Raw genomic sequence first — 22099 nt, 5'->3', positions numbered from 1 at the left:
GCCCCTAAGGACGACACTAACGAGCGTTGGACGGTCATACATGACCCTTTCCGGATCGGGGATGTCGCAGAGCCTGGTGATCGGCTCCGCCAGATTCTTGATAGCCGCCGTAGCTGCCGAGTCGGGGCGGAAGCCATGGATCATCACCCGAATGTGGGTACAGCTCCATCCCTCTCAGAGGCTGCCCTCTGGCGCAAGCACCGCTGATAACCGATGTGATCCTCGGGGACCTGCATCGGTACGTGACCCGTCGGCGTCGCGAGCGAGGGGTCGTGGATGGGCCTTCCGGGGCTCCGAATCCTGGCGCTTAAGGGAACGTCATGACGAGTCCATTGCCCAGGTTCTCGAGGGCGCGTTCGCCGGCGCTGGTGTCAGTGGTGGCCGGTAGCCTGGAGTCATCTATTGGAGCTGCTGGCTGCTGCTCACCGCCCCGCCCCACGACGCAGGGGGCGGGGCGTTCCTCTGCCGTCCTGCACATCGCTTGCGATGTGGACTCACTCACACGAAATCGGCCTTGCCCCATACCCTGACAGTGTCGAGCTGCACAGAGAGGGGCAAGGCCATGCCAGTTGATGCTACCCCGGACCCGTACACAAACCCGCTTGTCTTCGGTCAGCGCATGCAAGTTCTCCGCACACGACGCGGGATGAGCCGACCAGTCCTCGGCGGCCTGCTCGGGCGTTCACCCTCGTGGGTGAAGCAGGTCGAGAACGGCGCCATCCACACGCCATCCTTGCCCATGATTCTCCGCATTGCCGAAGTGCTTCGTGTGCGCGACCTCGCCGACCTAACCGGTGACCAGACCCTGCCCGTTGATCTATTCATCGGGCCTGGCCATCCCCTTCTGCCAGCCGTCCAGGCAGCCGTCAACGCCTACCCACTGGCCTCAGATCGACAAGCACCGTCCACGGCGCATCTGCGGCTGCGCCTCGACCGCGCATGGGCTGCTCGCCATGAAGCGCGCAATCACCGCGAGGTCATCGGTGGACTGCTCCCCGACCTGATCCGTGACGCGCAGCTGGCCGTGAGGCAGGCCGAGGCAGCGGCCGATCGACGCGCAGCGCAAGCGATCCTGTCCGAGGTCTACTCGCTCGGACAGTTCTTCGTGGCCTACCAGCCAGACTCTGCGCTGCTATGGCGGGTGGCTGAGCGGGGCATGGTCGCAGCCCAGGAGTCCGAGGACCTCCACGCCATCGGCGTGGCCGCGTGGCTCACCGTCCAGGCGCACCGCGATGCCGCGCACTTCGATGCCGCGGACTCGGTCAACCGGACCACTCTCGAGTTCCTGGAGCAGTTCCTCCCGGACGCGAGCGACGATGTCCGGGCAGTTGCCGGCGCGCTGCAGTTTGAGGCGGGGTACACCGCGGCCCGAAGGGGCACATCTGGTACCGCGTGGAGCTGGTGGAAGAAGGCACATGCGACGGCCCAAGGGCTGCCCAAGAGCTACTACCACCCCATCACGTCCTTCTCCCATGCGGTGATGTCGGCTCACGCTGTCACTGTCGCCGTCGAGCTGCATTCCGGGGGCGAGTCGGTGCGGCAGGCGGCACGGGCGGACGCCGACACCATCCCCTCGCTGCCGCGCAGGTCCAGGCACCGCATCGAGGAAGCCCGCGCCCTCCAGCTGGACGGACAGCCAGACGCGGCGCTAGCAGCCCTGGCGAAGGCCCACGAATGTGCGCCGGAAACGATCGCGTACAACGGGTACGCGCGGCGGATCGTGCTGGAGGAGACGGAGTCGAAGAGCCCGGGGCGGCGACGACGGGCCAGCGAGCTGGCCGTCAAGCTGGGGACGCTGGCAGCCTAGCGGCGAACGCTTGAGCGAGGGGCAGGATTCCTGCCCCTTCCCTTCCCCCGGCGCGCCTATGGTCAGCGGCCCAACCAGCAGTCAAAGCCCGGGGGCCTCCGTGGACACACCATGGCACAACGACAAGAACAGCCGAGAGTGCGACAGAGGGCCCGAATGTCTTCCAGACTTCTCGCAGGTTGCATCGGACATCGATGCTGTCCTCAAGGGATTCGCTGACCTTCACGGTCCGGTAGACAAAGGGCTGGCCTCGGCTGCCGCCCGTCTGCGTGAGCACTCGCGACGGCTCACGTGCATGGTGCAGGGTCAGCTCGAGTCGTCGTTCGCCCATGAGCACACGGCTCGGCTGGACACCCTCGGCCGCGCAATGAAAGTGATCACCCGTCTCCCCGGCACCGGGCAAAAGGCAGCCGTCGGCCACGCCCTGGCCCTGGCCAAGGCCTGCAGCTCCCTGCTCAAGTTCCACCCGGAAGCCCAGTGGTGACCCCGGCGGAGCTTCCCCCGTCGCATGCCCAGCAACGAGCAAGGCAGTGGCTGACCATGCTCAGCAGGTGTCACAAGGCTGGGGCATGGCTCGTCTCACGTGACGACAACCCTGGGCCAGCCTGGGAGGAGTGGAAGCAGGGCAGACCTGCCCTGCTCCAGGTCGGTCGATGCTTCGATGTCATCCGGCTACCGGCCTCCACCATTCAGGGAGTCACCGAATCCGCCGGCCGCGAGTCCCTCGAGTGGGCACTGCGCTACCGCGGAATCAGAAGCGCGGTAATCGTGGACAACACGCACCGCTGGCATTACGCGCTCGTGCCGCCGGGCGCTGTAGCGCACTCCACCAATGGGCTCGAGGTTCTCGGCCGGGACACCTGCCTCGGTATACCGCCCCCGCACTACTGGGACGGACCGGGCACCTACTGGCTGATGGCGCCGCCCAACAGCGAGGACATGCTGTGCGATCCCACCGCGCTACGCGCGCTGCTGAAGCCAGCCGAGCTGGGCCGGCCCGGGCACCAGGAGGAGCCGTGAGCCGCATGCCAGCAGAGCGCAAGTGCTGCGCGTGCGGGCGGTCGACGATCCGGCCGATCACGGTCGCCAGGGTCCACCATGAGGGCCAGCCCAGCGACATCGTCGTCTGCTGGCTGTGCAAGGAGCAGCGCCGGCTCCTCTCGCTCGACGAGCAGCGCGAGGCCGACGAGCCGCAGCAGCGGTTCCGTTAGGAGCGCGAGTAGGGGCATGCTGCAGATAGGGCCAGTTTCAAGTAATTGGCCATGGCAACAGCCGCAGCACTCTCCTACCACCCGCTGCAGCGGGCGCAAGGCATACCTCACGACGACCTGATGTGCCCTCGCCCGCTCCCCCCTTGAAGCCGACCCCTGCACTGTCCTGCTCCCCAGGCGGATGTGCGGGGGTCTGAGCCCCTGGCCCTCGTGACCAGGGGCTCACCTCTGCCGCCCTGCGGTACGGGTTTTTTCCAGTCACCTCTGGCGGCGGAAGGGCGAGTCGCCCTGTGCGTGTTCCCGTGGGTACCCCGTTCCGGATCTAGGGCGCGTTCAGCAACATCGAGCGACATCAAACCGCATCGAAATGTCCCGGTATCTGTATCGTCGCAGGTCACAGTATGTCCAAAGATCAGGTCGACGCCCTGCCGGTCGCCGTCGCCGCGGCCGAGGATGTCGGCGGGGGTGCGGCCCGCCCATTCGGGGTGCCGGTGGGTCTGGGCGAACAGGCCCGGCCGTACGCGTGCGCCCAGGCGGCAGGTGCCGGAGTGGCCGACGGTGGGCGGGGCGTCGGCGCCGCTCTCGTCCAGCAGGCGCAGGAAGTGGCTCTTGCCCGAGCCGTTCGAGCCCAGGACGCAGACGCGGTCGCCGAAGAAGACCTCCAGGTCGAAGGGGCGCATGAGGCCGGTGAGTTCGAGGTCCCGGCAGGTGACGGCCCTGAGCGCGGTGCGGCCGCCGCGCAGGGCGGGGGCGACGCGCTGCGTGCGGGGCGGGGCCGGCGGGGGCCTTCGGCCTCGAACCTCGCCAGCCGGGTCTGGGCGGCGTGGTAGCGGGAGGCCATCTCGTCGCTGATGGACGCCTGCCGGCGCAGGGTGCGGACGAGGTCCTCGAGCTGCTCGTGTTTCTCGCTCCACCGGCGGCGCAGTTCCGCGATCCGTTCCCAGCGGGCCTCGCGGGCGGCGTGCCAGGTGGCGAAGCCGCCTCCGTGCGTCCAGGCCGAGCCGCCCTCCAGGGTGACCACCTGGGTGGCCGTCCGGCTGAGGACCTCGCGGTCGTGGGTGACGAGCAGGACGCCCTTGCGGGTGCGCCGGAGCTGTTCCTCGAGCCAGCGCTTGCCGGGGACGTCGAGGTAGTTGTCCGGCTCGTCGAGCAGGAGCAGGTCCGCCGTGCCGCGCAGGAGGGCCTCCAGGACGAGGCGTTTCTGCTCTCCTCCGGAGAGGGTGGAGACGTCGCGGAACTGGGCGGTGGAGAAGGGCAGGCCGAGGGCCGCGACGGTGACGGTGTCCCAGAGGACCTCGGCCTCGTAGCCGCCGGCCTCGCCCCAGGCGGTGAGGGCTTCGGCGTAGCGCAGCTGGGCGGGCTCGTCGTCGTGGTCCATGAGCGCGAGTTCGGCGGCGTCGACGGCGGCCGCGGCGGCCCGCTGACGCGGGGGTGCGACGGACAGCAGCAGGTCGCGTACGGTGCGGCCGTCGCGGAGGCTGCCGATGAACTGCGGCATCACGGCGACGGCCCCCTGGCTGCGTACCGTCCCCTGCCCGGCGGGCAGCGCCCCGGACAGTATCCGCAGGAGGGTGGTCTTGCCGGCGCCGTTGTCGCCGATCAGGGCGACGGTCTCGCCGCCGGGCAGCCGGAACGACACATCGCGGAAGAGTTCGCGCCCGTCGGCCAGGGTGTGGGCGAGGGCGCCGGCCTCGAGGTAGCCCATGCGGGAAGCGTAGCCGCGGGTGCGCTCGGTCTCCGGCTCATTAAGGCCACGCCGTTGTCTTCCGCCCGGCCGTGCGCGTCGGGGCGTACGCCCCTCGTCGGCGAGCCGGGCACTGCCGGGTTCACCTCAGGGGCCACAGTGGGCATGCCGGAGCACCTCGTGGGGCACAGGGACAATAAAAAGAGGATTTAACCTACTTATCTATTGTCACCTGATTCATCATCGCGTGACCGAAATCCAACGATGCCCGTCCTTGTGCCTCCAACGACCCTGCGCGAAAGTTGGCCCCGGCACCTATCCCCCGAGGAAGCCGGAAGATCACTGATGCGTCGAGATCCCGAAGTCCGTCCGCCGCACCTCCCCCAGCGCCCCCACCCCCGGTCCCGCACCGGGCCGGGAGGCCCTCACCATCGCCCTGTCGGGGGCCGAGTTCGGCTGGGGCAGCTCGGGAAAGCTGAGCGCGGTGCTGTCCGCGCTGTGCGAGAGGTCACCGGTGCCGCTGCGGTTCGTCGGACTCGGCTCCGGCCTCGGCCGCCCCCTGCTGACCGAACACCCCGTCGAACGCTGGTACGACCTGCCGGAGTCCGGGCCGGCCGCACGGGCCGCGCTCGAGGAGGTCGTACGCTCCCAAGGGGTCGAGGTGGCCCTGGTGGTGCTGGACGGGCCGGTCGCGGCGGCGCTGGAGGCGGCCGGCGTGCCGACCGTGTTCGTGGACAGCCTGCCGTTCCTGTGGACCGAGGGCGACCGCCCCTCTCTGCCGCTCGACGCGACCGTCTACTGCGCCCAGCGCTCCCCCGAGCTCCCGCCCGAGTGCCAGGGGATCCTGGCGTCCATCCCCCGGCTGCGCTGGGTCGAGGCGATCGTCGGCACGCCTCCCGTGCCCCGCGCGGGCGGGAGCACCGGGCGGCCCTGCCGCAAGGTCGTCGTCAGCCTGGGCGGTCTGCGCGCGCCACGGCTCGCCGACTGGACGAGCTACCCGCGCCTGGTCGTCCCCGCCGTCCTCGAGGCGCTCGCCGCCCACGGCGTGCGCGACGTCCGGCTGACGGGCAACCTCTCGGCCGGACTCCTCGCCGACTTCGTCGGCCGGTCCCCCTTGCCCCTGCGGGTGACCGCCGGGGCGCTCCCCCACGCCGCGTTCCTCGCCGAACTGGCCGGCTGCGACGCGCTCCTCACCTCCCCGGGGCTCACCACGCTGCTGGAGGCCGGCAGCCTGGGCGTGCCCACCCTCTGCCTGCCCCCGCAGAACCTCAGCCAGATCTTCAACGCCCGGTTCCAACGCCAAGCGGTCGGCGCCGACGTCCAGGTCACCTGGCCCGCGGACGTCCTGCGCGAGGACGACGTCCTGGCCATGCGCGCGAAGGGCGAGGACCACGCACTGGAACTGATCTACGAAGCGATCGGCCGGGCGGCCGCGCGAGCGGACGCCGAGCGCGTGGTGGCGGCCCTCAGCGACCGCATCCTGGCCGCCCTGCGGCACACCGCCGAACCCGCCGACTGGGGGGCGCTCGCCACGGCCGTCGGCACCGGGGGCGCCGCGCAGGTGGCCGACGCCGTGCTGGCGGCGGCGGGGCAGTCGCCGCCGAGCTCCTGAACCCGGCCCTCGTCGCCGAGTTCTCGAACCCGGCCGTCGCCACCCACGTCCTCGCCGCCCGAAAGGCCTCGTCCCGATGCGTGAGCGTCAGCGCTACCTCTTCATCAGGATCCTGGAAGCCTGCAACGCCGACTGCTTCATGTGCGAGTTCGCCCTCTCCCGCGACGCCTACCGCTTCTCCCCCGCCGACTTCGACGACCTGCTGCCCAAGGCCCTGGCCGCCGGGGTGGGGTACGTACGCTTCACCGGCGGCGAGCCCCTGATGCACCAGGACGTCGTGGACCTGGTGGCCGCGGGCACGGCGGCGGGCATGCGGATGTCGCTCATCACCAACGGGATGATGCTGCCCAGGATGGCCGGACGGCTCGCGGCGGCGGGCCTGGCCCAGGTGATCGTCAGCCTGGACGGCGGCTCGGGCGCGACCCACGACGTCTACCGCCGCTCCCCCGGCATGTTCGACAACGGTCTGCGCGGCCTGCGCGCCGCCGCCGGACTCGGCGTGCTGACGCGGGTCAACACGGTGGTCGGGCCGCACAACTACACCGAGGTGCCCCTGCTGCAGCAGGTCCTCACCGAGGCGGGCGTACGCCAGTGGGAGCTGTCCGCGCTGAAGCTGGAACGCGCCATCACCTACCCCGACCCCGGCCACGTGCGCGAGGTGTGCGACCCGGTCTACGAGGCCGACCCGCGCTCCCTGCTGGTTCCGCTGGGCAAGCGGTTCTACGGGGACACCGCCGAGGAACAGCAGCGGTACTTCACCCGCTCCCTGACCCCGCGCGCCTCCCGGCCGCTGTGCCACGTGGTGGACGACGTCATCTACGTCGACGGACGGTTCGGGCGGATGTACGCCTGCAGCTGCCTGCCGCACCGCGAGGACGGCGACACCCCGGCCGGCGGCGCCCCCCTGCGCGAGAACGGCACGGTCCTGCTGGACACCCCCGTCTTCCGGGCGCACGCCGACTACTTCCGCGAGAACGGCCCCGCCCTGTGCGGGGGCTGCTCCACCACGGCCGCCGGCTACAGCGACGACGTCGCCCGGCTCGGGTCGGTGCCGCCATGGACGTACTGAACCCCGGCGGCACGACCCCGCTCCCGCGGTACGGCAGTTCACCTCTGAACCCCGCACCGGCCGCCGGACCGCGCCGCCGCGTGCTGCTGGTCTCGCGGGACGAGGAACTCGACTCGGTGCTGGCCTGCCGGCGCGTCGCCGCGCACCTCGGCGGGGTCGCCACGACGGCGGACGCCGGCGGGGCGCCGCCGGACGCGGCGCTGGTCTGCGACGACGAGACGGCCGCCCGCCGCCTGCTGGAGCGCGGCGTACCGGTGGTCCACCTGCGCTCGGGACACCCGGGGACGACCGCCGCGTGCTCCCCGGACGGGGCGCTGTCACGGCTGCACCGGCCCGGGTGGCTGCCCGGCCCCTGGCCGCCCGGGGGCGGCGCCCGGCCCACGGGGAGTCTGGCCCCGGCCCGTACCGCCAGGGACCGGGTGCGTGCGGGGGCGCTGCTCCTGCTGTCCCTCTGGGGCGTACCGGACGCCGAGGCCGAGGCGTTCGCGAAGGGGCCGCTGCGGGCGCTGGTCCGGGCGGCGACGGACATCGGCGGGCGGTGCGAGGTGGTCGGCGACACCCGGCTCGGCCTGCTGCGTTCCGCGCTCGAGGAAGCCGGCGAGGCCGGGCGGGTGCGGCTGAGCCGTGCCGCCGACGTGGACGTGGACGCGCTGCACGCCGCCGCCGGGGCCTTCGTGGCCTCGCCGACGCTGGGGGCGCTGGTGCTCGCCCACGCCCGGTGCGCGCCCCTGACCCTGCTGCCCCCGCTGGGGCCCGCGCAGCGGGACCTGGCCGGGCGGGTGGCCCGCGCGCTCCCCGTTCCCGTGGCCGGCGACCCGGGCGACCCGTCCCCGTGGACGCCCTCCGGGGGCGCGGCGCCGTGGAGCGCGCTCGATCCGGCGCCGGACGACCTGCGGGGGGCCCAGCGGGTCGCCCGCGGGCTGCGCCAGCTCACGTTCGCACCTCCGTGACCAGCCGTTCCGCGGCGACGCGGGGCCTCGCACGTCATGAGCCATCGACACGAGTCTCGACATGAGTCACCGACCGCCCGTCGACACTGGAGCCGCCATGCCCGGCACGCACGGCGAACACGACGCGACAGCAGACCCCGGCTTCCGGCCCCGCATCCCCGCCGCGGAGTGGGACGACTGGCGCTGGCACATGCGCAAGCGCGTCAACACCACCGAGAAGGCGCGCCGGTGGCTGCGCCTGACGCCCGACGAGGAGAAGGCCATCGCCGACTCCGCCGGCAGGTACCGCTGGAGCATCACCCCGTACTACGCGTCCCTGATGGACCCCGACGACCCCGCCTGCCCCATCCGCCTGCAGGCCGTGCCCGCGCCGGGCGAATTCGAGCGGTTTCCCGGCAGCGACGTCGACCCGGTCGGCGACACCTACTACCGAAAGACCAACCGGGTGGTGCACAAGTACCGGGACCGGGTGATCCTGCTGGTCACCGAGGCGTGCCCGGTCTACTGCCGGCACTGCACCCGCAAGTTCCACACCACCGACGTCAGCGGCACCTACTTCCGCGACGACGAGGGCGGCTCGTTCGACGAGGACCTGCGCTACATCGCCGAGCATCCCGAGATCCGCGACGTCCTGCTGACGGGCGGCGACCCGCTGTCGTACCAGGACGGCAAGCTCGAGGAGATCGTCTCGGGGCTGCGGGCGATCCCCAGCGTGGAGATCATCCGCATCGGCAGCCGGTTCCCCGTGCTGCTGCCGCAGCGCATCACCGACGGCCTGTGCGAGATGCTCGCCCGCCACCATCCGGTGTGGCTCAACACGCACTTCAACCACCCCAAGGAGATCACCGAGGAGTCCGCCGCCGCCGTCGACCGGCTGCTGCGCCACGGCGTTCCGGTGGGCAACCAGACCGTACTGCTGCGCGGGATCAACGACGACGTCGCCACGATGCGCACGCTGATGACCGAGCTGCTGCGCATCCGCGTGCGTCCTTACTACCTCTACCACTGCGACAACGTCACCGGTGTCGCCCACTTCATGACCTCCGTGGAGAAGGGCTGGGAGATCATGGAGGGCCTGCAGGGCCACATCACCGGCTTCGGAGTGCCGCAGTACGTCCTGACCACCAGGATCGGCAAGGTCCCCCTCGCCCGGCCGTACTTCACCCGCACCCCCGACGGGCTGAGCCTGCGCAATCACCGGGGCGAGGAGATGGCCGTCGACACCGCCGCGTACCCGATCACGGAGCGTGATGCGCGATGAGCCTCGGCAAGCGACTCGGACAGCGTTTCCTGCCCTACGGGGCCAACTACCTCGACTGGTCGGACATGCGGGAGCTGCGCGAGGCGATCGAGCAGGGCGTGCTGTTCCGCTACCAGACGGAGGGCGAGAGCGTCGCCTCCCGCCTGGAGCGCCGCGTCGCCGAACGCCTGGGCGCACCGCACGTCCTGGCGGTGCACAACTGCACCGAGGCCCTGCGGCTGGCCCTGATCTCCACCCGCCCCCGCACCGGCGACCTCGTCCACATCCCGGCGGTCACGTTCGTGGCCGTCGCGGGCGCGGTGCTCTCCAGCGGGCTGATCCCCGTGCTCGTCGACGTCGACGACTCCCTGTCCCTGGACACCGCCCTGCTGCCGCCGGGCACCGAGCGGGTGATCGTCGCCCATATGGAGGGAACGGTCGCGCCGCTGCCGGAGGGTGTGCCCTACGTCGTCGAGGACTGCGCCCAGGCGCTCGGCGCGGTCTTCCCCGACGGCCGGCACACCGGGACCGCCGGCTACGCCGGCACGTTCAGCTTCCATCACAACAAGGTGCTCACCTCCGGCGAGGGCGGCCTGATCGCGACGTGCGACCCCGCCGCGTGGGCGACCATGCGCCGCTACCACGACCACGGCTCGGCCCGGGTGCCCGGCCGCTACCCGACGTGGGACCCCGACGCCCACTACGGCGAGAACTTCGTCACCAGCGAGGGGGTGGCCGCCATCCAGTTCCAGCAGTTCCGCCACCTCGACGAGGTGCTCGCCGGGCTCGAGCGCCACCACGCGATCGCCATGGACGCGCTGCCGGACCGCACGGACCTGCGGGTCCTGCCCCGGGCCACGGGCGACGTGAAGATCAGCCTGCGGTTCCGGTGGGAGAGCCGGGAACTGCGCGACGCGGCCGTGGCCTCGCTCACCGGGCGCGGCATCGCCAGCTGGACGCTGAACAAGTACCTGCTGCCGGAGCACCCGGTGTTCACCGGCCGGCGGTCCCTCTACGCCGACGGCTTCCCCTGGAGCCTGGCCCCGGACCACCCGCTGCTGCTCAGCCGCGACCGCTTCGCCCGCACCCGCGACCTGCTGGACCGCACCCTGTGCGTGCCGCTGTCGCCGGAGCTCTCCGAGCAGGACCAGGTCCTCGCGGTCAAGGCCCTGCGCCAGGCGCTGGAGGCGGTGTGAACGGCGGCCCCGCGACGGGAGCCGGCCCGGAGGACGGCCCGGTGCTGCTGATGGCGGACGACCGCGCCACCTCCTTCACCCGGTACGCGGCCCGGCACCTGGCCGGGCGGCTGGTGCTGCTGCGCTTCGCCGAGGTCCGCCGCGACCTGTCGGAGGACTATCTGCGCGAGACCGCGCACCTGCCGGCGTTCTGGGTGCTCGAGGGGGTGCCGCTGGAGGAGGAGGTCCGGCGCTACGGGGAGTGGGCCGCCGGCCTGCCCGTACCGCCCGGCCGCTTCTGCAACCCCTCGGAGCCCCGGCAGGCGGTGGCCCAGCGGTTCGCGCGGCTGGCGGGCCTGCCGCACCTGTCGGAACGGCAGGTGACGTGGGTGCGGGACAAGGCCGCCATGAAGGACCGCTTCCGGGAACTGGGGCTGCGTACGGCCCGGTACGCGCGCGTGGCGTGCGCGGCCGACGCCGAGCGGTTCGCGGCGGAGTGCGGCTGGCCGCTGGTGCTCAAGCCCACCGACTCCTTCGCCTGCGTGGACACCTTCCGGCTGGCCGGGCCGTCCTCGCTCGCCGGGATCGACTTCGGCGCGCGGGAGTGGATGGTGGAGGAGTACCTCGGCGGCACCGAGTGGGAGGTGTGCGGCCTCGTCCACGACGGGCGGGTGCTGGACGCCTGGCCGAGCGCGATGCCGTGCCGCCCGCTGGACATCGTCGACGGCGCGATGAACGCCAACATCAGCGTCGCCACCGGCGAGGGGCCGCCCCTGGACCTGAGGGCCCTGCTGCAGCGGATCGTCACCGGCATGGACCTCGACCACGGCTACCTCCACATGGAGTTCTTCGCCGTCGACGGGGAGGCCTACGCCGGCGAGATCGGCGTGCGGCTGGCGGGCTGCGAGATCACCGCCAACCACGGACACGCCTACGGTTTCGACGTCTTCGGCGCCACGCTGGACGTCTACCTGGGCCGGCGCCCCGCGCTGCGGTACGGCGAGCGGCGCTGCGCGGGCGACCTGCTGCTGCCGCTGCCGGGCTCGGGCGTCGTGCGGGCCGTCACTCCCCGGGAGGAGTTGTTGCGCATCCCCGGGGTCGTCGACGCCGTTCTCAGGGTGGGCGTCGGCGACGCGGTGGCGGCACGCCGTGCCTCGCACAACGCGTCCGGGTACGTCCATGTGACCGGCACGTCGATCGGCGAGGTGGAGCAGCGCATGCGCGAGGTCCTGGGCGTCTTCACGATCGACGTGGCCCCCGCCGCCGGGGCGCGGGAGGCCCCCGCCCCGCACCCCTGACCCCCGGCCGGCCCCGACCCCGCCCGCCCCGCGCGGCCACCGAACGGAGACCGAGACAGTGTCGAACGGCTTGCCCCGCCGGTTCCTCGAGCTGCTGACGCGCCGCCATGTCGCGGGCCCGGCCTGGTGGAGCGTGGTCGCCCGGATGCCGGTGTACCTGATGTCGCTGGCGATGGTGCTGGTCGTCCGCGAGCAGGGCGGCAGCTATGCGCGGGCCGGGCTGGTGGCCGCCCTCTACACCGTCGGCATGGCGGTGGGCGGGCCCCTCATCGCCCGGTACGTCGACCGCAGGGGGCGGCGCCCGGTGCTCGTCGCCACCGGCCTGCTCTACCCGTCGGCCCTCGCCGTGCTGGTGTGGGCCACCGGTCCGGATGACGGGGCGCAGCCCGTCGTGGCGGCCGTCGCCGGTGTGGCCCTGCCGCCCGCCAACGCCTGCATGCGCTCGCTGTGGGCGCGGCTTCCGCTCCGGGACGACGAACGGGAGATCGCCTACCTGTGGGAGGCGCTGCTCACCGAAGTGCTGGTCATCGGGGCGCCGCTGATGCTGGCCGCGCTGATGATCACGGGATCGGCGTCCCTGGCGCTGACGACGGTGGCCACCATCGGCGGCGTCGGCGCCCTGGGGCTGGCCCTCACGCGGCTGCCCGCCGGCACGGCGGCGGCGAGCCCCCGCCCGGACGGGGTGCCGCACAGCCTGCTGGGGCCGCTCAGGGAGCCGGCAATGCTGGCGCTGACGGGCGTCATGGCCGTGTGCGCGGTGCCCATCGGTCTGATGACGCTGGCGATTCCCGCCTTCGTCGACGCGCACGGGTCGCCGGGCAGCACGGGCGTGGTGTACGCGTGCTGGGGGGTCGGCAGTGCGGTCGGTGCGCTGTGGCTGGGGCGTTCGCAGTCGGAGGTGGCGGTGCACCGGCGCTTCCCGCGCCTGGTGCTCGCCTACGCCGTCGGCACGGCCCTGCCGCTGCTGGCCGTCTCCGAGCTGACGCTGGGGGTGGCCCTCGCGGTGGGCAGCGCTCCCCTCGCCCTGGTGTCGGCGAGCGAGATGACGCTGGTCAGCACGGTCGCGGACGGCAGGCTGCTGACGGAGGCGTTCACCTGGGCGTCCCTGGCGACCGTCGTGGGCGACGCCGTGGGCCAGCAGGCCGGCGGACTGCTGATGGAACCGGTCGGACCGCACGGGGTGTTCGCGGCGGCGACGGGCGTGGCCCTGGCGGGGGCGGCCCTGGCGTTCGCCTGCCGGGGGCTGCTCGGCAGCCGTACGACCGTGCCCGCGCGATGCGCCGCGTGAGCGGGGCCGGCCCCGCCCGGCCGCCGCCCGCCCGATCCCCCTTCTTCCAGCGTCCTTCCAGCTCGTCCAGGTCAGCCGAGAACACGAGGTAACGTCCCATGAACCCTGCCGTCAACGGCCGGCGGCCCGAGCAGCCGTCCGCCTCGCCGGACAGCGGCCCGTTCCGTACGGTCGCCCTCGACCGGTTCCCCGCGGCCGTCGGGGAGTTCCTGGCGGCGCCCGGCCGGGCGCCCGTGCCCGTACCGGTCGACGGCCGTGCCGATCTGGCCGACGGCGTGGCCGCGGCCAACGGCCTGTACGGTGCCGTCCGCCCGCCCGCGCCCCTGGACTTCGGTGTGGTGCTCGGGTCCGGCGACCTGCCCGTCGGGGTGGCGGAGCTGGCCCGTCCGCTCGCCCGCGAGTGGCTCGACGAGAAGGAGCTCGACGACGGCGCCGGCTTCCACGACCGCTACCCGGGCACGCTGGTGGTGGTCGGCTGCTACGACCGCATGAACCTCTCCCCCGTACGGGCCCTGCTCCTGGCCACCTACCGGGGGCCCGAGCACGCGCTGACCCTGCTCAGCGGCCGCGACGGCGCGTCCGTGGCCTGGAACGTGGCCAAGCAGTACGCCCGCCCGGACGCCGGCGTCAAGGCGCTGGGCCTGTTCACCGACACCGACCGGCCCCCGCACCTGCCGGGCGTCAAGGTCTTCGACGACCGTGACTTCGAACGGGCCGACATCCAGGCGGAGATCCTCGGCACCCGGTGGCGCAGGGTCGTCTTCCAGGGCCATGGCAAGGACGACAGCGTCAACCTCGGCGAGTTCACCATCTGCGGCCTGAACCCTGCCGTTCCCGCCGTCCCCGGCCTGCTGGGCCCCCGGTGCGCCTACGGGCTGCCGTGCTACAAGCCGGAGGACAAGCTCGTGCCCCTCCACCGCGTGGAGGCGGTGGAGCTGGTGCTCAGCGCCTGCAACAGCGGCCCGCTCGCCGACCTCGCGCTCTACGACCCCAAGTACCAGCTGCTGCTCAACGCCCTCGACGGCCCCGCACGCACCGTCGTCTCCGCCGTCTCCGTGCACGACTCGGACCGGCCCGAGAACGTGGCGTGGATGCGCGCCGCCCTCTCCGGCGCGGACTCGGTCGACACCCTCAACGCCAGCCTGGCGGGCTCGCACCCCTATCCGGCGTTCATGCGCTTCGGCATGCCGGGCGATCCGGACGACGCGCCCCCCGCGCCGGCGCCCTCCGACCACCGGCCCGATCCCCTGGTCCTCACCACGGGCCGCCGGCTCACCGCCCTGCTGGCCTCCGAGCTGCTGCCGCACCACCACGCCCTGCGCCCCCGGCTGGCCAGACTCGCCCGCAAGGTGGACCAGTGGGTGGCCCGCCCCACCCACTCCGCCGACCGGTCGCCGCAGGAGATCCGGGCCTCGCTCACCGCCGACCTGCAGTCGCTCGACCACGTGATCGCCGAGCAGGTCGCCGAGAACCCCGAGAACGAGATCATGAACTACCCGGCGCACTTCGGCGACCGCAGCTCCCTCGACCCGCACGTACGGGAGGTGACCTGCCACTGCGGCCGCCCCGCCCAGGAGTTCACCCGGCGCGGCCTGCTCCCGCACGTCCTCGACACCGCCTGCGCGGTCTGCATGCGCTGCGGCGACGTCACCTTCCGGGTGCCCGACGCGCCCGCGCTGCTGGCGTACGCGGACGACGAGGTCGGGCAGGGCGGCGTGCTGGAGGTGCGCGCCGCGCTCACGGCGTCCCGGCCCGGCCCCGTACGGCTCGGCCTGTTCGTACCGACGTACCTGCGCGAGGACACCACGGTCGAGCCCGCCACGGTCAAGGTGCGGGCCTCGCACGAGCAGCCCCGGGACGTGCTCTTCCGGGTGCGGTTCGCCGAGGCCACCGCGCCCCAGGCCTACTACTTCACGGTCTTCGCCGTGCAGGACCTCGCCGTCTCCACCGCCCGGCGCCACTTCGGCGTCGTACCGCGCCGCGCGTGAGACGGCCCGCGCACGCCCCACGGAACCACCACTGGCCGGCCCCGACGGACGAAGGACGGTTGTCATGAAGAACCAGGCCACGCCCGCGATCGAACTCGTCGAACGCGACGGCGAGGTGACCTTGAGCATCGACGGCGAGCAGGCCATGCAGGCGTGGGAACGCGACCTCATGTGGGCGAGCGCCGACATGCTGTGCGAGTACGGCCACGACTTCTACGAGGTGGGCCTGGGCCTCGGCCTGTCCGCCCTGCGCATCGCGAACAACCCCGCCACCCGCAGCCACACCGTCCTCGAGCTCTTCGACAAGGTCGAGGACCTCTTCCGCGCCCGGCACCCGCGGCTGCCCGGCAACCTCGCCATCGAGCGCGGCGACTTCTTCCGGCGCGTCTTCGAGCTGCCGTCGGAGAGCGTCGACGGCATGTTCTTCGACCCGGCCCTCGACATGGACGTCTGGACCGACAAGGAGCTGTGGGACCGGACCATGCCGGAGGTCGTCCGCGTCCTGCGCCCCGGCGGGGTGTTCATCCCGTTCTTCAGCACCAAGCCGGAGCTCCGCTGGCAGTACCTGCCGCACTTCCGCACCATCCGCGTCGAGCGCCACCCCTACGTGGCGTACGACACGACCGAGTACACCTACGGGACCAGCGGCGACGCCTACATCCAGTGCTTCCGCAAGGACTGACGACACCCGCCTTGGAGGCTTCGATGACATCCGCGCCCCGCCCCGCCGCCGACGCCGTGACCCACCCCCGGGCATTCGCTCGGTCTTCCTCGCCGGCCCCTTCCTCCAGCTCCTGGACCCGGCCACCGGAGAGATGCCCGAGAGCGCCCGCTCCCCCTTCGACACCCTGATCAAGCACTTCGAGGCGCAGGGCCTCTCCGTCCACAACGCGCACCGCCGCGAGGCGTGGGGGGCGGACCTGATGCGCCCGGAGGTGTGCACCCGGATCGACCAGGAGGAGATCCGCAAGGCCGACGCCTTCGTCGCCCTCCCGGGCTCCCCCGCCTCTCCCGGCACCCACATCGAGATCGGCTGGGCCAGCGCCTTCGGCAAACCGATCGTTCTGCTCCTGGAGAGGGGCCGGGACTACACCTTCCTCGTCCAGGGCCTGCACACCGTGGCCACGGTCGAGTACGTGCTCCACACCGACGTCGCCGGCGCCCTGACCGCCGTCGACAAAGCCCTGCACCAGGCGGTGGCCCGCCGCCGGGAGGAGAGGGGCGAACGCTGAACGGCGGCCGCCGCACCCGGGCACCGCGGCGGCCATCGGCCTCTGTACGGTGATCGCGACCGGGGCCGATCACGGCCCCGAGAGCGTGAGGAACACCCGGCGATGCCCCCGTGCCCACCGAGCCCCAGAGGCCCGCGGACCTGCCCCCGCCCTACGGCCCGAACGACAGCGGCGAGCCGGGAGAGCTGGGCTGTCTCCGCATGGTGATCGGCGGGCCGCTGGTCCTGCTGCACCTGCTGTCGGCGTTCCTGGTCGGCTCCGCGTACATGGTCCACCCCGACGGCATCTGGGACGACAACGCCTATGCCGGCATCTCGGTGGTCTGCTTCATCGCGCTGCACGTCAGCGGCCTCGCGCTGCTCCTCACCCTCACCCGTTCCGCGCGCCGCACGCTGGGGCTGTGGTGGCTCCTGCCGCCCGTGATCCTGATCTTCCTCGCGGTGCTGCGTGTGAAGACGGTCTGACCGCCCTTGGCGGGCTGGCACCATAGAGGGATGCACGAGAAGATCATCGCCGCGTGTGACGGCGCGTCGAAGGGGAACCCCGGGCCCGCCGCCTGGGCCTGGGTCATCGGGGACGCCACGGGCGGGATCCACCGCTGGGAGGCCGGCCCCCTGGGCACCGCGACGAACAACGTCGCCGAACTCACCGCGCTCCAGGAGCTGCTGGAGGCCACCGACCCGGCCGTGCCCCTGGAGGTGCGGATGGACTCCCAGTACGCGATGAAGGCCGTGACGACATGGCTGCCGGGCTGGAAGCGGAAGGGGTGGAAGACCGCTTCGGGCACCCCGGTGGCCAACCGGCCCCTGGTGATGCGGATCGATGAACTGCTGACCGGCCGGACGGTCGACTTCGTCTACGTTCCGGCCCACCAGGTCGACGGCGACCCCCTCAACGCCGCCGCCGACGCCGCCGCCAGCCACACCGCCCGTGCGCAGATCGCCGCGGGCACCTCGCTCGGCTCCCCGCTGCCGGAACCGGAGCCCGGGTCCGCGACCGGAGCCGGTGCGGGCGCTCGTGCCCGTAAGCCGTCGAACGCCTCGGGGGAGCGACGGCCGCAGAGCGGGCGTACCCGGGGCTCGCTCAAGGCGAAGTTCCCCGGCCGCTGCCGCTGCGGACGGTCGTACGACAAGGGCGAGACGATCGCGAAGAACCCCGACGGCTGGGGACACCTCGCCTGCGCCACGGCGACGGCGGGCTGAGCAAGCCGCCTCCCGCCGGGCCGGCGATCATCCGGTCAGCTGCCCGGCGGGGGCAGCATCGTCGGTTCGTCGCCGCTGAGGATCCGCGCCGTCCGGTGCCTGATGTGCTCCGCCCATTCCGGGTGCGTCAGGACGTAGAAGCGCTGCTCGCGCATCGCCCGCACCACGTGCTCGCCGATGGTGCGCGGGCTGGTGCCGCGCTGAAAAGCCTTCCGGGCGGCTTCGGTGTCCCAGCCGCTCGGAAACGGGCCCGCGTCAGGGAAACGGTCGGGGCGGTTGCGCTGGGAATGGAAGATGTTCGTGTCGACCAGGCCGGGACACAGCACGGATACCCGTGGCTTGAGACCTCCGCCGACGAGTTCGATGTGCACGGTCTCCGACAGGGCCACGACGGCCGACTTCGTCGCGCCATAAAGCGAGCCGCCCGTCACCAGGCCGGCCAGCGACGCGGTGTTCACGATGTGCGCGTCCTCGTCCTGCTCGATCATGACGGGCAGGAAGGCCCGGATTCCGTGCACGACGCCCATCAGGTTCACCCCGAGGATCCAGGCCCAGTCGTCGAGCGTGCTCTCCCAGCTCGGCCTGCTGCCGGTGTGGACGCCCGCGTTGTTGCACACCACGTGCACGGCGCCGTATTTCCCGAGCGTGGACGCGGCGAGCGCGGTGACGTCCTCCGCCTTCGACACGTCGGCCACCACGGCGTGCACGTCCGCGCCCCCGTCGCGCAGATCGGCCGCGGTGGAGAGAAGCGCCGCCTCCTCGATGTCACTCAGCACCACGCGCATTCCCACGTCGACGAACGCCTCGGCCATTCCACGGCCGATTCCGCTCGCCGCGCCGGTGATCACGGCGACTTTGTTCTCCAGGTCGTCCATATCCCCTCCCCATCGCACATCGCACAGGGCCGCGTCGGATCCAGAGATTAGGGATCCGGCGGTCGCATGGACATCCGCCTGCGGGCCGATGTATTCCGGCCCCCGGTTCGGTTACGGTGAAAATGGCCGGGAAAGCGGGCGGGCGGGCCGGCCGGGGCCGGGCCCACGGCGGCCTCATCGCGGCCGGAAGCGGTGGGTGGGGCGTGCCGCCCCGGGCCTGAAATACACTCTCCGGATGACCGAGAACCTTCCGCCGTGCCCCGAATGCTCCAGTGCGTACGCCTATGAGATGGGCGTGCTCCTGATCTGCCCGGAATGCGGGCACGAGTGGTCGCCCGCGTCCGCGGAGCCTGCCGGTGATGCGGCTGAGGACGGGGTGATCAGGGATTCGGTCGGCAACGTCCTCGCCGACGGCGACAGCGTCACGGTGATCAAGAGCCTGAAGGTCAAGGGCAGCCCGAGCGGCATCAAGGCGGGCACCAAGGTGCGCAACATCCGCCTCGTGCAGGGCGTGGACGGCCACGACATCGACTGCAAGATCGACGGGTTCGGCGCCATGCAGCTGAAGTCCAGCGTGGTCCGGAAGGCCTGACCCACGACGCCGGCGCGCGGCCCGCGCTCCCCCGCGGGCCCAGGTGCGCACAGCGCCCCGGGAACGCACCCTGGTGCCATGGCCGCGCCCGTATCCGTCCACAAGCTCGACGCCGGAGGCGGCCGCCATGTGGTCGTCCGCCGGCAGGGGGTCGACCACAGCCTCGGTCTGGCCTACAACGACGCCGACGTCGTGGAATTCCTCCGCCGCGCCGGCCTGCCCGACGCCGAGGAGCTGCTCGACGACCCCGAGGTCGTCGAGTGGACGGGAAGCCTGCCCCACGAGTGGACGGCTGCCTGAGCGACCGGGCGGCGCCTTCGGAGCCCTGCTCGCCGTGATCACGGCGTCGGGGCCACGCGGCCGGTCACCCGCCCGGCGCAGGGGCCGGCGGAGCCTTTCGCCCATTCGGACACGGCCCGGCCCGGTCGCCCCGGCCGCCGCCCCACGGCGCGGATAGCCTGGCGGACCATGAACGCCCATCCCGACCGCTACACCGTCGTCCTCAGGCCCCAGCTCACCGACGAGGACAACCGCCCCCGGCACGGTGCCCCGCTGCGCTCCGCGACCGTCGAGGCCACCGGCGAGATGGGCGTCTCCGGCTTTCCGCGCTACGAGGGGGACGGCGTGCAGGCGGAGATCGATCCCGAGACGCGTGCGGTCGAGAAATTGACGGTCGACGGGCAGGAGCTGCCGTACGGCTGGGTGGCACAGGTCATGGGCCGCGGCCGTCGCGCCTGAGGCGTCCCGTGCGGGCGCACGGCAGTCCTGCGCGGCGCGGCGTACGGACCTCCCGGCGGGACGTACCCGGCCCCGCTCCCGTGTCACCGGGGCGGGACCGTGCGTGTGCCGGCGGCTATCGCGTCACCACCGGTCGATGCCCATCACCTTGGCCGCGCTGTGGATCGCGTTGTAGTGCGGTATGGACATGCCGGACTTCTTCTGCTTGGCCGGCAGCTTCTTGTCGGTGTTCCGGAACTCGTCGCGTGCCGCGGCCAGCAGGCTCGTTCCGTAGCCGACCGGCACGTCGTCCTTCCCGTGAATGGGGTGCGACTTGGCCGCCGTCTGGCTGCCGGCTTTGGCCAGGATGCTCCGCGCCTGGTTGTACGCGGCCGGCTTGATCGACTTGGGGTTGGGAACCACCGCGTGCGTACCCGTGGCCACGTCGCCGGCGACGGCGGCGGAAGCCGGGGCGACGGCCACGGCAAGGGCTCCCGCAGCGACCACTGCGGCGATCCCGGTCCGGACGGTGAGCTTCATGAGCTCTCTCCTCTTGACGGACGAAAAGATTTCCGATTGGTGCAGGAGCAAGACTGCCCAGACCGGCACATGGATAACAAAGGGCTTTTAAGACACAAGCGTGAACGACCGGTTTGAATGCGCTCAGGCAGTCTCCGTGGCGCCAGCCGGCCCAGGGTCCGGGGTGGGGGCGGAGGCGGGTCTGGGGCCGGTGGTGCGGCGGCGGGTTCGCGGAGGGTACGCAGGGGGAGCCAGCCGAGGGCGGGCAGGGCGAGCGCGGTCCGGAGGGTCGTACTCCCCAGCAGCCCCTGCGGCTGCCCGCCCCCGCTGACTCCCGCCTGGCGGCCGTCTGCTCGATCCTCCACGACGACCCGGCGGACCCCCGCCCCCTCGCCGCTCTCGGCGCCGCGGCCGGGGCCGGGGCCGGCGAGCACACCCTCAGCCGCCTCTTCCTCCGCTCCTTCGGATACACCCCCGGCACCCACAACCGGCGCCCCTGAAAGTCCTGAAGCCCGCCGGGGGAACCCGTCAGGAGACGGTGCGCTCGACGGCGTCCGCGACGACGGCCCGCAGTCCGCCACCGCGCGCGAGCGTCTCGCGCTGCCTGCCGGCTCCGCCGCCCCGGCTCAGCAGCCGGTCAAGGGACGCACGGACCAGGGCGAGATCGCCGGCGTCCGACAGCGCGTCATGGACGTGGGCCACCAAGGCCCCCACCACCACCGGGGCCGGGGCGGGCTTCCACCGCAGCGGATGGACGAGCCGGTCCGACACACCGGACTTCGCCGCTCGCCAGGCGGCCAGCCGGAGCATGCCCACCGTGGCCGGCGCCGGCGGCTCCCCGGCGCGCCAGGCGCGGGCCGCCGTCTCCACCAGCCCCCTGGCCAGCGCCGCGATCAGTACCGTGTCCCCGGCCTCCAGGCAGACGTCGGCCACCCTGATCTCGACGGTGGGGTAGTTGCGGGAAAGCCGGGCGTCGAAATAGATCATGCCGGTGTCGAGGAGCGTGTCGGTCTCCAGCATCGCCTGGACCTGAGCGTGGTACTCCTTCGCCGAACCGAACACCTCCACCGCGCCCGCCGAGGGCCATCGGCCCCAGACCAGACTCCGGTAACTGTTGTAACCGCTGTCCTGCCCCTGCCAGAAAGGGGAGTTCGCGCTGAGCGCCAGCAGGGTAGCCAGCCACGGCCGGATCCGGTCCAGGACCGCCACCCCTTCCTCGTCCGAGGCCACGCCCACATGCACATGGCAGCCACAGGTGAGCTGCTCCTGCGCGGTGAGACCGAACTCCGCGGCCACCTTCCGATAGCGCCGCCCGTCGCTCAGGAACGGGTCGACGGGAAGCGGTGACGTGGCCAGCGCCGCCACCTCGGCCCCGGCGGACCGGGCCTGCTCCGCGGCCATGGCGCGGCGCTCGCGCACCTCGGCCGCGAGATCCGTCATCGCCGTCGTCGGCCGCGTCGCGATCTCGAGCTGTTCCCGCTGCAGTTCCTTCTCCAGGCCCGGGCCCGCCCCGCCGTCGTCCGCCGCCTCCGCCCGGGCGAGAACCGTCCCGGCGACGGCACGCGGATTCCCGGTCCCCGGGTCCACCAGGAGCAGTTCCTCTTCCACGCCGACACTCCGCATGTGCTACGCCCCTTTCG

The 22099-nt window shown here is 72.3% G+C and carries 23 protein-coding genes and 1 pseudogene; 20 read left to right on the top strand and 4 right to left on the bottom strand.

Annotated features, from left to right (window positions below):
• Window positions 1–562 precede the first annotated feature (562 nt).
• The 4 genes from J1792_RS16000 to J1792_RS15990 all read left to right on the top strand — a co-directional run bounded on the left by J1792_RS16000 (window position 563) and on the right by J1792_RS15990 (window position 3018).
• The gene (locus tag J1792_RS16000; RefSeq protein WP_207247529.1) at window positions 563–1807 is read left to right on the top strand and encodes a helix-turn-helix domain-containing protein; all 1245 of its coding nucleotides are present in this window, start codon (window positions 563–565) and stop codon (window positions 1805–1807) included.
• A gap of 58 nt (window positions 1808–1865) precedes the next feature.
• Window positions 1866–2291, top strand: a complete 426-nt coding sequence (locus J1792_RS34140; RefSeq protein WP_242646204.1) for a DUF6415 family natural product biosynthesis protein — start codon at window positions 1866–1868, stop codon at window positions 2289–2291.
• Window positions 2292–2575: 284 nt separating this feature from the next.
• Window positions 2576–2827 carry a hypothetical protein gene (locus tag J1792_RS15995; protein ID WP_207247528.1) on the top strand — a complete coding sequence of 84 codons (252 nt, stop codon included), beginning with the start codon at window positions 2576–2578 and terminating at the stop codon, window positions 2825–2827.
• A 5-nt stretch (window positions 2828–2832) separates the two neighbouring features.
• Window positions 2833–3018, top strand: a complete 186-nt coding sequence (locus tag J1792_RS15990; protein ID WP_207247527.1) for a hypothetical protein — start codon at window positions 2833–2835, stop codon at window positions 3016–3018.
• 422 nt (window positions 3019–3440) lie between these two features.
• Here J1792_RS15990 and J1792_RS15985 read toward each other — a convergent pair.
• Window positions 3441–4723: pseudogene (locus J1792_RS15985) on the bottom strand (ATP-binding cassette domain-containing protein); the annotation flags it as partial.
• A 463-nt stretch (window positions 4724–5186) separates the two neighbouring features.
• On the opposite strand from J1792_RS15985, the gene J1792_RS15980 reads away from it, so the two are divergent.
• The 12 genes from J1792_RS15980 (at window position 5187) to J1792_RS15925 (ending at window position 17756) form a co-directional block, all read left to right on the top strand.
• Window positions 5187–6314 carry a hydroxymethylcytosylglucuronate/cytosylglucuronate synthase gene (locus J1792_RS15980; RefSeq protein ID WP_372446112.1) on the top strand — a complete coding sequence of 376 codons (1128 nt, stop codon included), beginning with the start codon at window positions 5187–5189 and terminating at the stop codon, window positions 6312–6314.
• 76 nt (window positions 6315–6390) lie between these two features.
• Window positions 6391–7383 carry a cytosylglucuronate decarboxylase gene (gene blsE / locus J1792_RS15975; protein ID WP_086571592.1) on the top strand — a complete coding sequence of 331 codons (993 nt, stop codon included), beginning with the start codon at window positions 6391–6393 and terminating at the stop codon, window positions 7381–7383.
• Window positions 7371–8333, top strand: coding sequence for a CGA synthase-related protein (blsF, locus tag J1792_RS15970; protein WP_086571594.1), 963 nt, complete (start codon window positions 7371–7373; stop codon window positions 8331–8333). Before blsE ends, blsF begins: the two co-directional genes overlap by 13 nt.
• Before the next feature lie 97 nt (window positions 8334–8430).
• Window positions 8431–9594: an arginine 2,3-aminomutase gene (gene blsG / locus J1792_RS15965; protein WP_086571596.1), complete on the top strand. Its 1164-nt coding sequence runs from the start codon at window positions 8431–8433 to the stop codon at window positions 9592–9594.
• The gene (locus J1792_RS15960) at window positions 9591–10769 is read left to right on the top strand and encodes a DegT/DnrJ/EryC1/StrS family aminotransferase (RefSeq protein WP_207247526.1); all 1179 of its coding nucleotides are present in this window, start codon (window positions 9591–9593) and stop codon (window positions 10767–10769) included. Before blsG ends, J1792_RS15960 begins: the two co-directional genes overlap by 4 nt.
• Window positions 10766–12046, top strand: coding sequence for an ATP-grasp domain-containing protein (locus J1792_RS15955; RefSeq protein WP_307843005.1), 1281 nt, complete (start codon window positions 10766–10768; stop codon window positions 12044–12046). The genes J1792_RS15960 and J1792_RS15955 overlap by 4 nt, the downstream gene beginning before the upstream one ends.
• 58 nt (window positions 12047–12104) lie before the next feature.
• Window positions 12105–13334, top strand: coding sequence for an MFS transporter (locus tag J1792_RS15950; RefSeq protein WP_207247525.1), 1230 nt, complete (start codon window positions 12105–12107; stop codon window positions 13332–13334).
• Between the two features lie 98 nt (window positions 13335–13432).
• A complete protein-coding gene (locus tag J1792_RS15945) occupies window positions 13433–15322 on the top strand; it encodes a hypothetical protein (RefSeq protein WP_086573692.1) in 1890 nt (629 codons plus the stop codon).
• 64 nt (window positions 15323–15386) lie between these two features.
• Entirely contained in the window at window positions 15387–16004 is a 618-nt protein-coding gene (locus J1792_RS15940; RefSeq protein WP_086573694.1) for a class I SAM-dependent methyltransferase, read from the top strand.
• A 133-nt stretch (window positions 16005–16137) separates the two neighbouring features.
• On the top strand, window positions 16138–16554 hold the full coding sequence (locus J1792_RS15935) for a nucleoside 2-deoxyribosyltransferase (protein ID WP_242645933.1): 417 nt from the start codon (window positions 16138–16140) through the stop codon (window positions 16552–16554).
• Window positions 16555–16664: 110 nt separating this feature from the next.
• On the top strand, window positions 16665–17018 hold the full coding sequence (locus J1792_RS15930) for a hypothetical protein (protein WP_207247524.1): 354 nt from the start codon (window positions 16665–16667) through the stop codon (window positions 17016–17018).
• Between the two features lie 30 nt (window positions 17019–17048).
• Window positions 17049–17756, top strand: coding sequence for a ribonuclease H family protein (locus J1792_RS15925; protein ID WP_086569869.1), 708 nt, complete (start codon window positions 17049–17051; stop codon window positions 17754–17756).
• A gap of 35 nt (window positions 17757–17791) precedes the next feature.
• On the opposite strand, the gene J1792_RS15920 is transcribed toward J1792_RS15925, so the two are convergent.
• Complete coding sequence (locus J1792_RS15920) at window positions 17792–18631, bottom strand: SDR family NAD(P)-dependent oxidoreductase (protein ID WP_179198886.1); 840 nt, start codon at window positions 18629–18631, stop codon at window positions 17792–17794.
• A gap of 235 nt (window positions 18632–18866) precedes the next feature.
• Between J1792_RS15920 and J1792_RS15915 the strand changes: the two genes are divergently transcribed.
• The 3 genes from J1792_RS15915 (at window position 18867) to J1792_RS15905 (ending at window position 19961) form a co-directional block, all read left to right on the top strand.
• Window positions 18867–19223, top strand: a complete 357-nt coding sequence (locus J1792_RS15915; protein ID WP_086569872.1) for a zinc ribbon domain-containing protein YjdM — start codon at window positions 18867–18869, stop codon at window positions 19221–19223.
• Window positions 19224–19301: 78 nt separating this feature from the next.
• Window positions 19302–19523 carry a hypothetical protein gene (locus tag J1792_RS15910; protein ID WP_086569874.1) on the top strand — a complete coding sequence of 74 codons (222 nt, stop codon included), beginning with the start codon at window positions 19302–19304 and terminating at the stop codon, window positions 19521–19523.
• A gap of 168 nt (window positions 19524–19691) precedes the next feature.
• A complete protein-coding gene (locus J1792_RS15905; protein WP_086569876.1) occupies window positions 19692–19961 on the top strand; it encodes a DUF6296 family protein in 270 nt (89 codons plus the stop codon).
• A 123-nt stretch (window positions 19962–20084) separates the two neighbouring features.
• Here J1792_RS15905 and J1792_RS15900 read toward each other — a convergent pair whose 3' ends face one another.
• Entirely contained in the window at window positions 20085–20480 is a 396-nt protein-coding gene (locus J1792_RS15900) for a hypothetical protein (protein ID WP_207247523.1), read from the bottom strand.
• Between the two features lie 113 nt (window positions 20481–20593).
• On the opposite strand from J1792_RS15900, the gene J1792_RS35795 reads away from it, so the two are divergent.
• Window positions 20594–20959 (top strand): hypothetical protein, encoded by a 366-nt coding sequence (locus J1792_RS35795; protein WP_372446111.1) that lies wholly within the window; start codon window positions 20594–20596, stop codon window positions 20957–20959.
• A 28-nt stretch (window positions 20960–20987) separates the two neighbouring features.
• Here the strand turns inward: J1792_RS35795 and J1792_RS15890 are convergent, their stop codons facing one another.
• Window positions 20988–22082 carry a glutamate--cysteine ligase 2 gene (locus J1792_RS15890; protein WP_207247522.1) on the bottom strand — a complete coding sequence of 365 codons (1095 nt, stop codon included), beginning with the start codon at window positions 22080–22082 and terminating at the stop codon, window positions 20988–20990.
• Window positions 22083–22099: the final 17 nt, after the last annotated feature.

It is taken from the genome of Streptomyces triculaminicus (assembly GCF_017349075.1).
GTDB lineage: Bacteria > Actinomycetota > Actinomycetes > Streptomycetales > Streptomycetaceae > Streptomyces > Streptomyces triculaminicus.
Note: the sequence above shows the minus strand (reverse complement) of the source record. Positions and strands in the feature narration are given on the sequence as shown.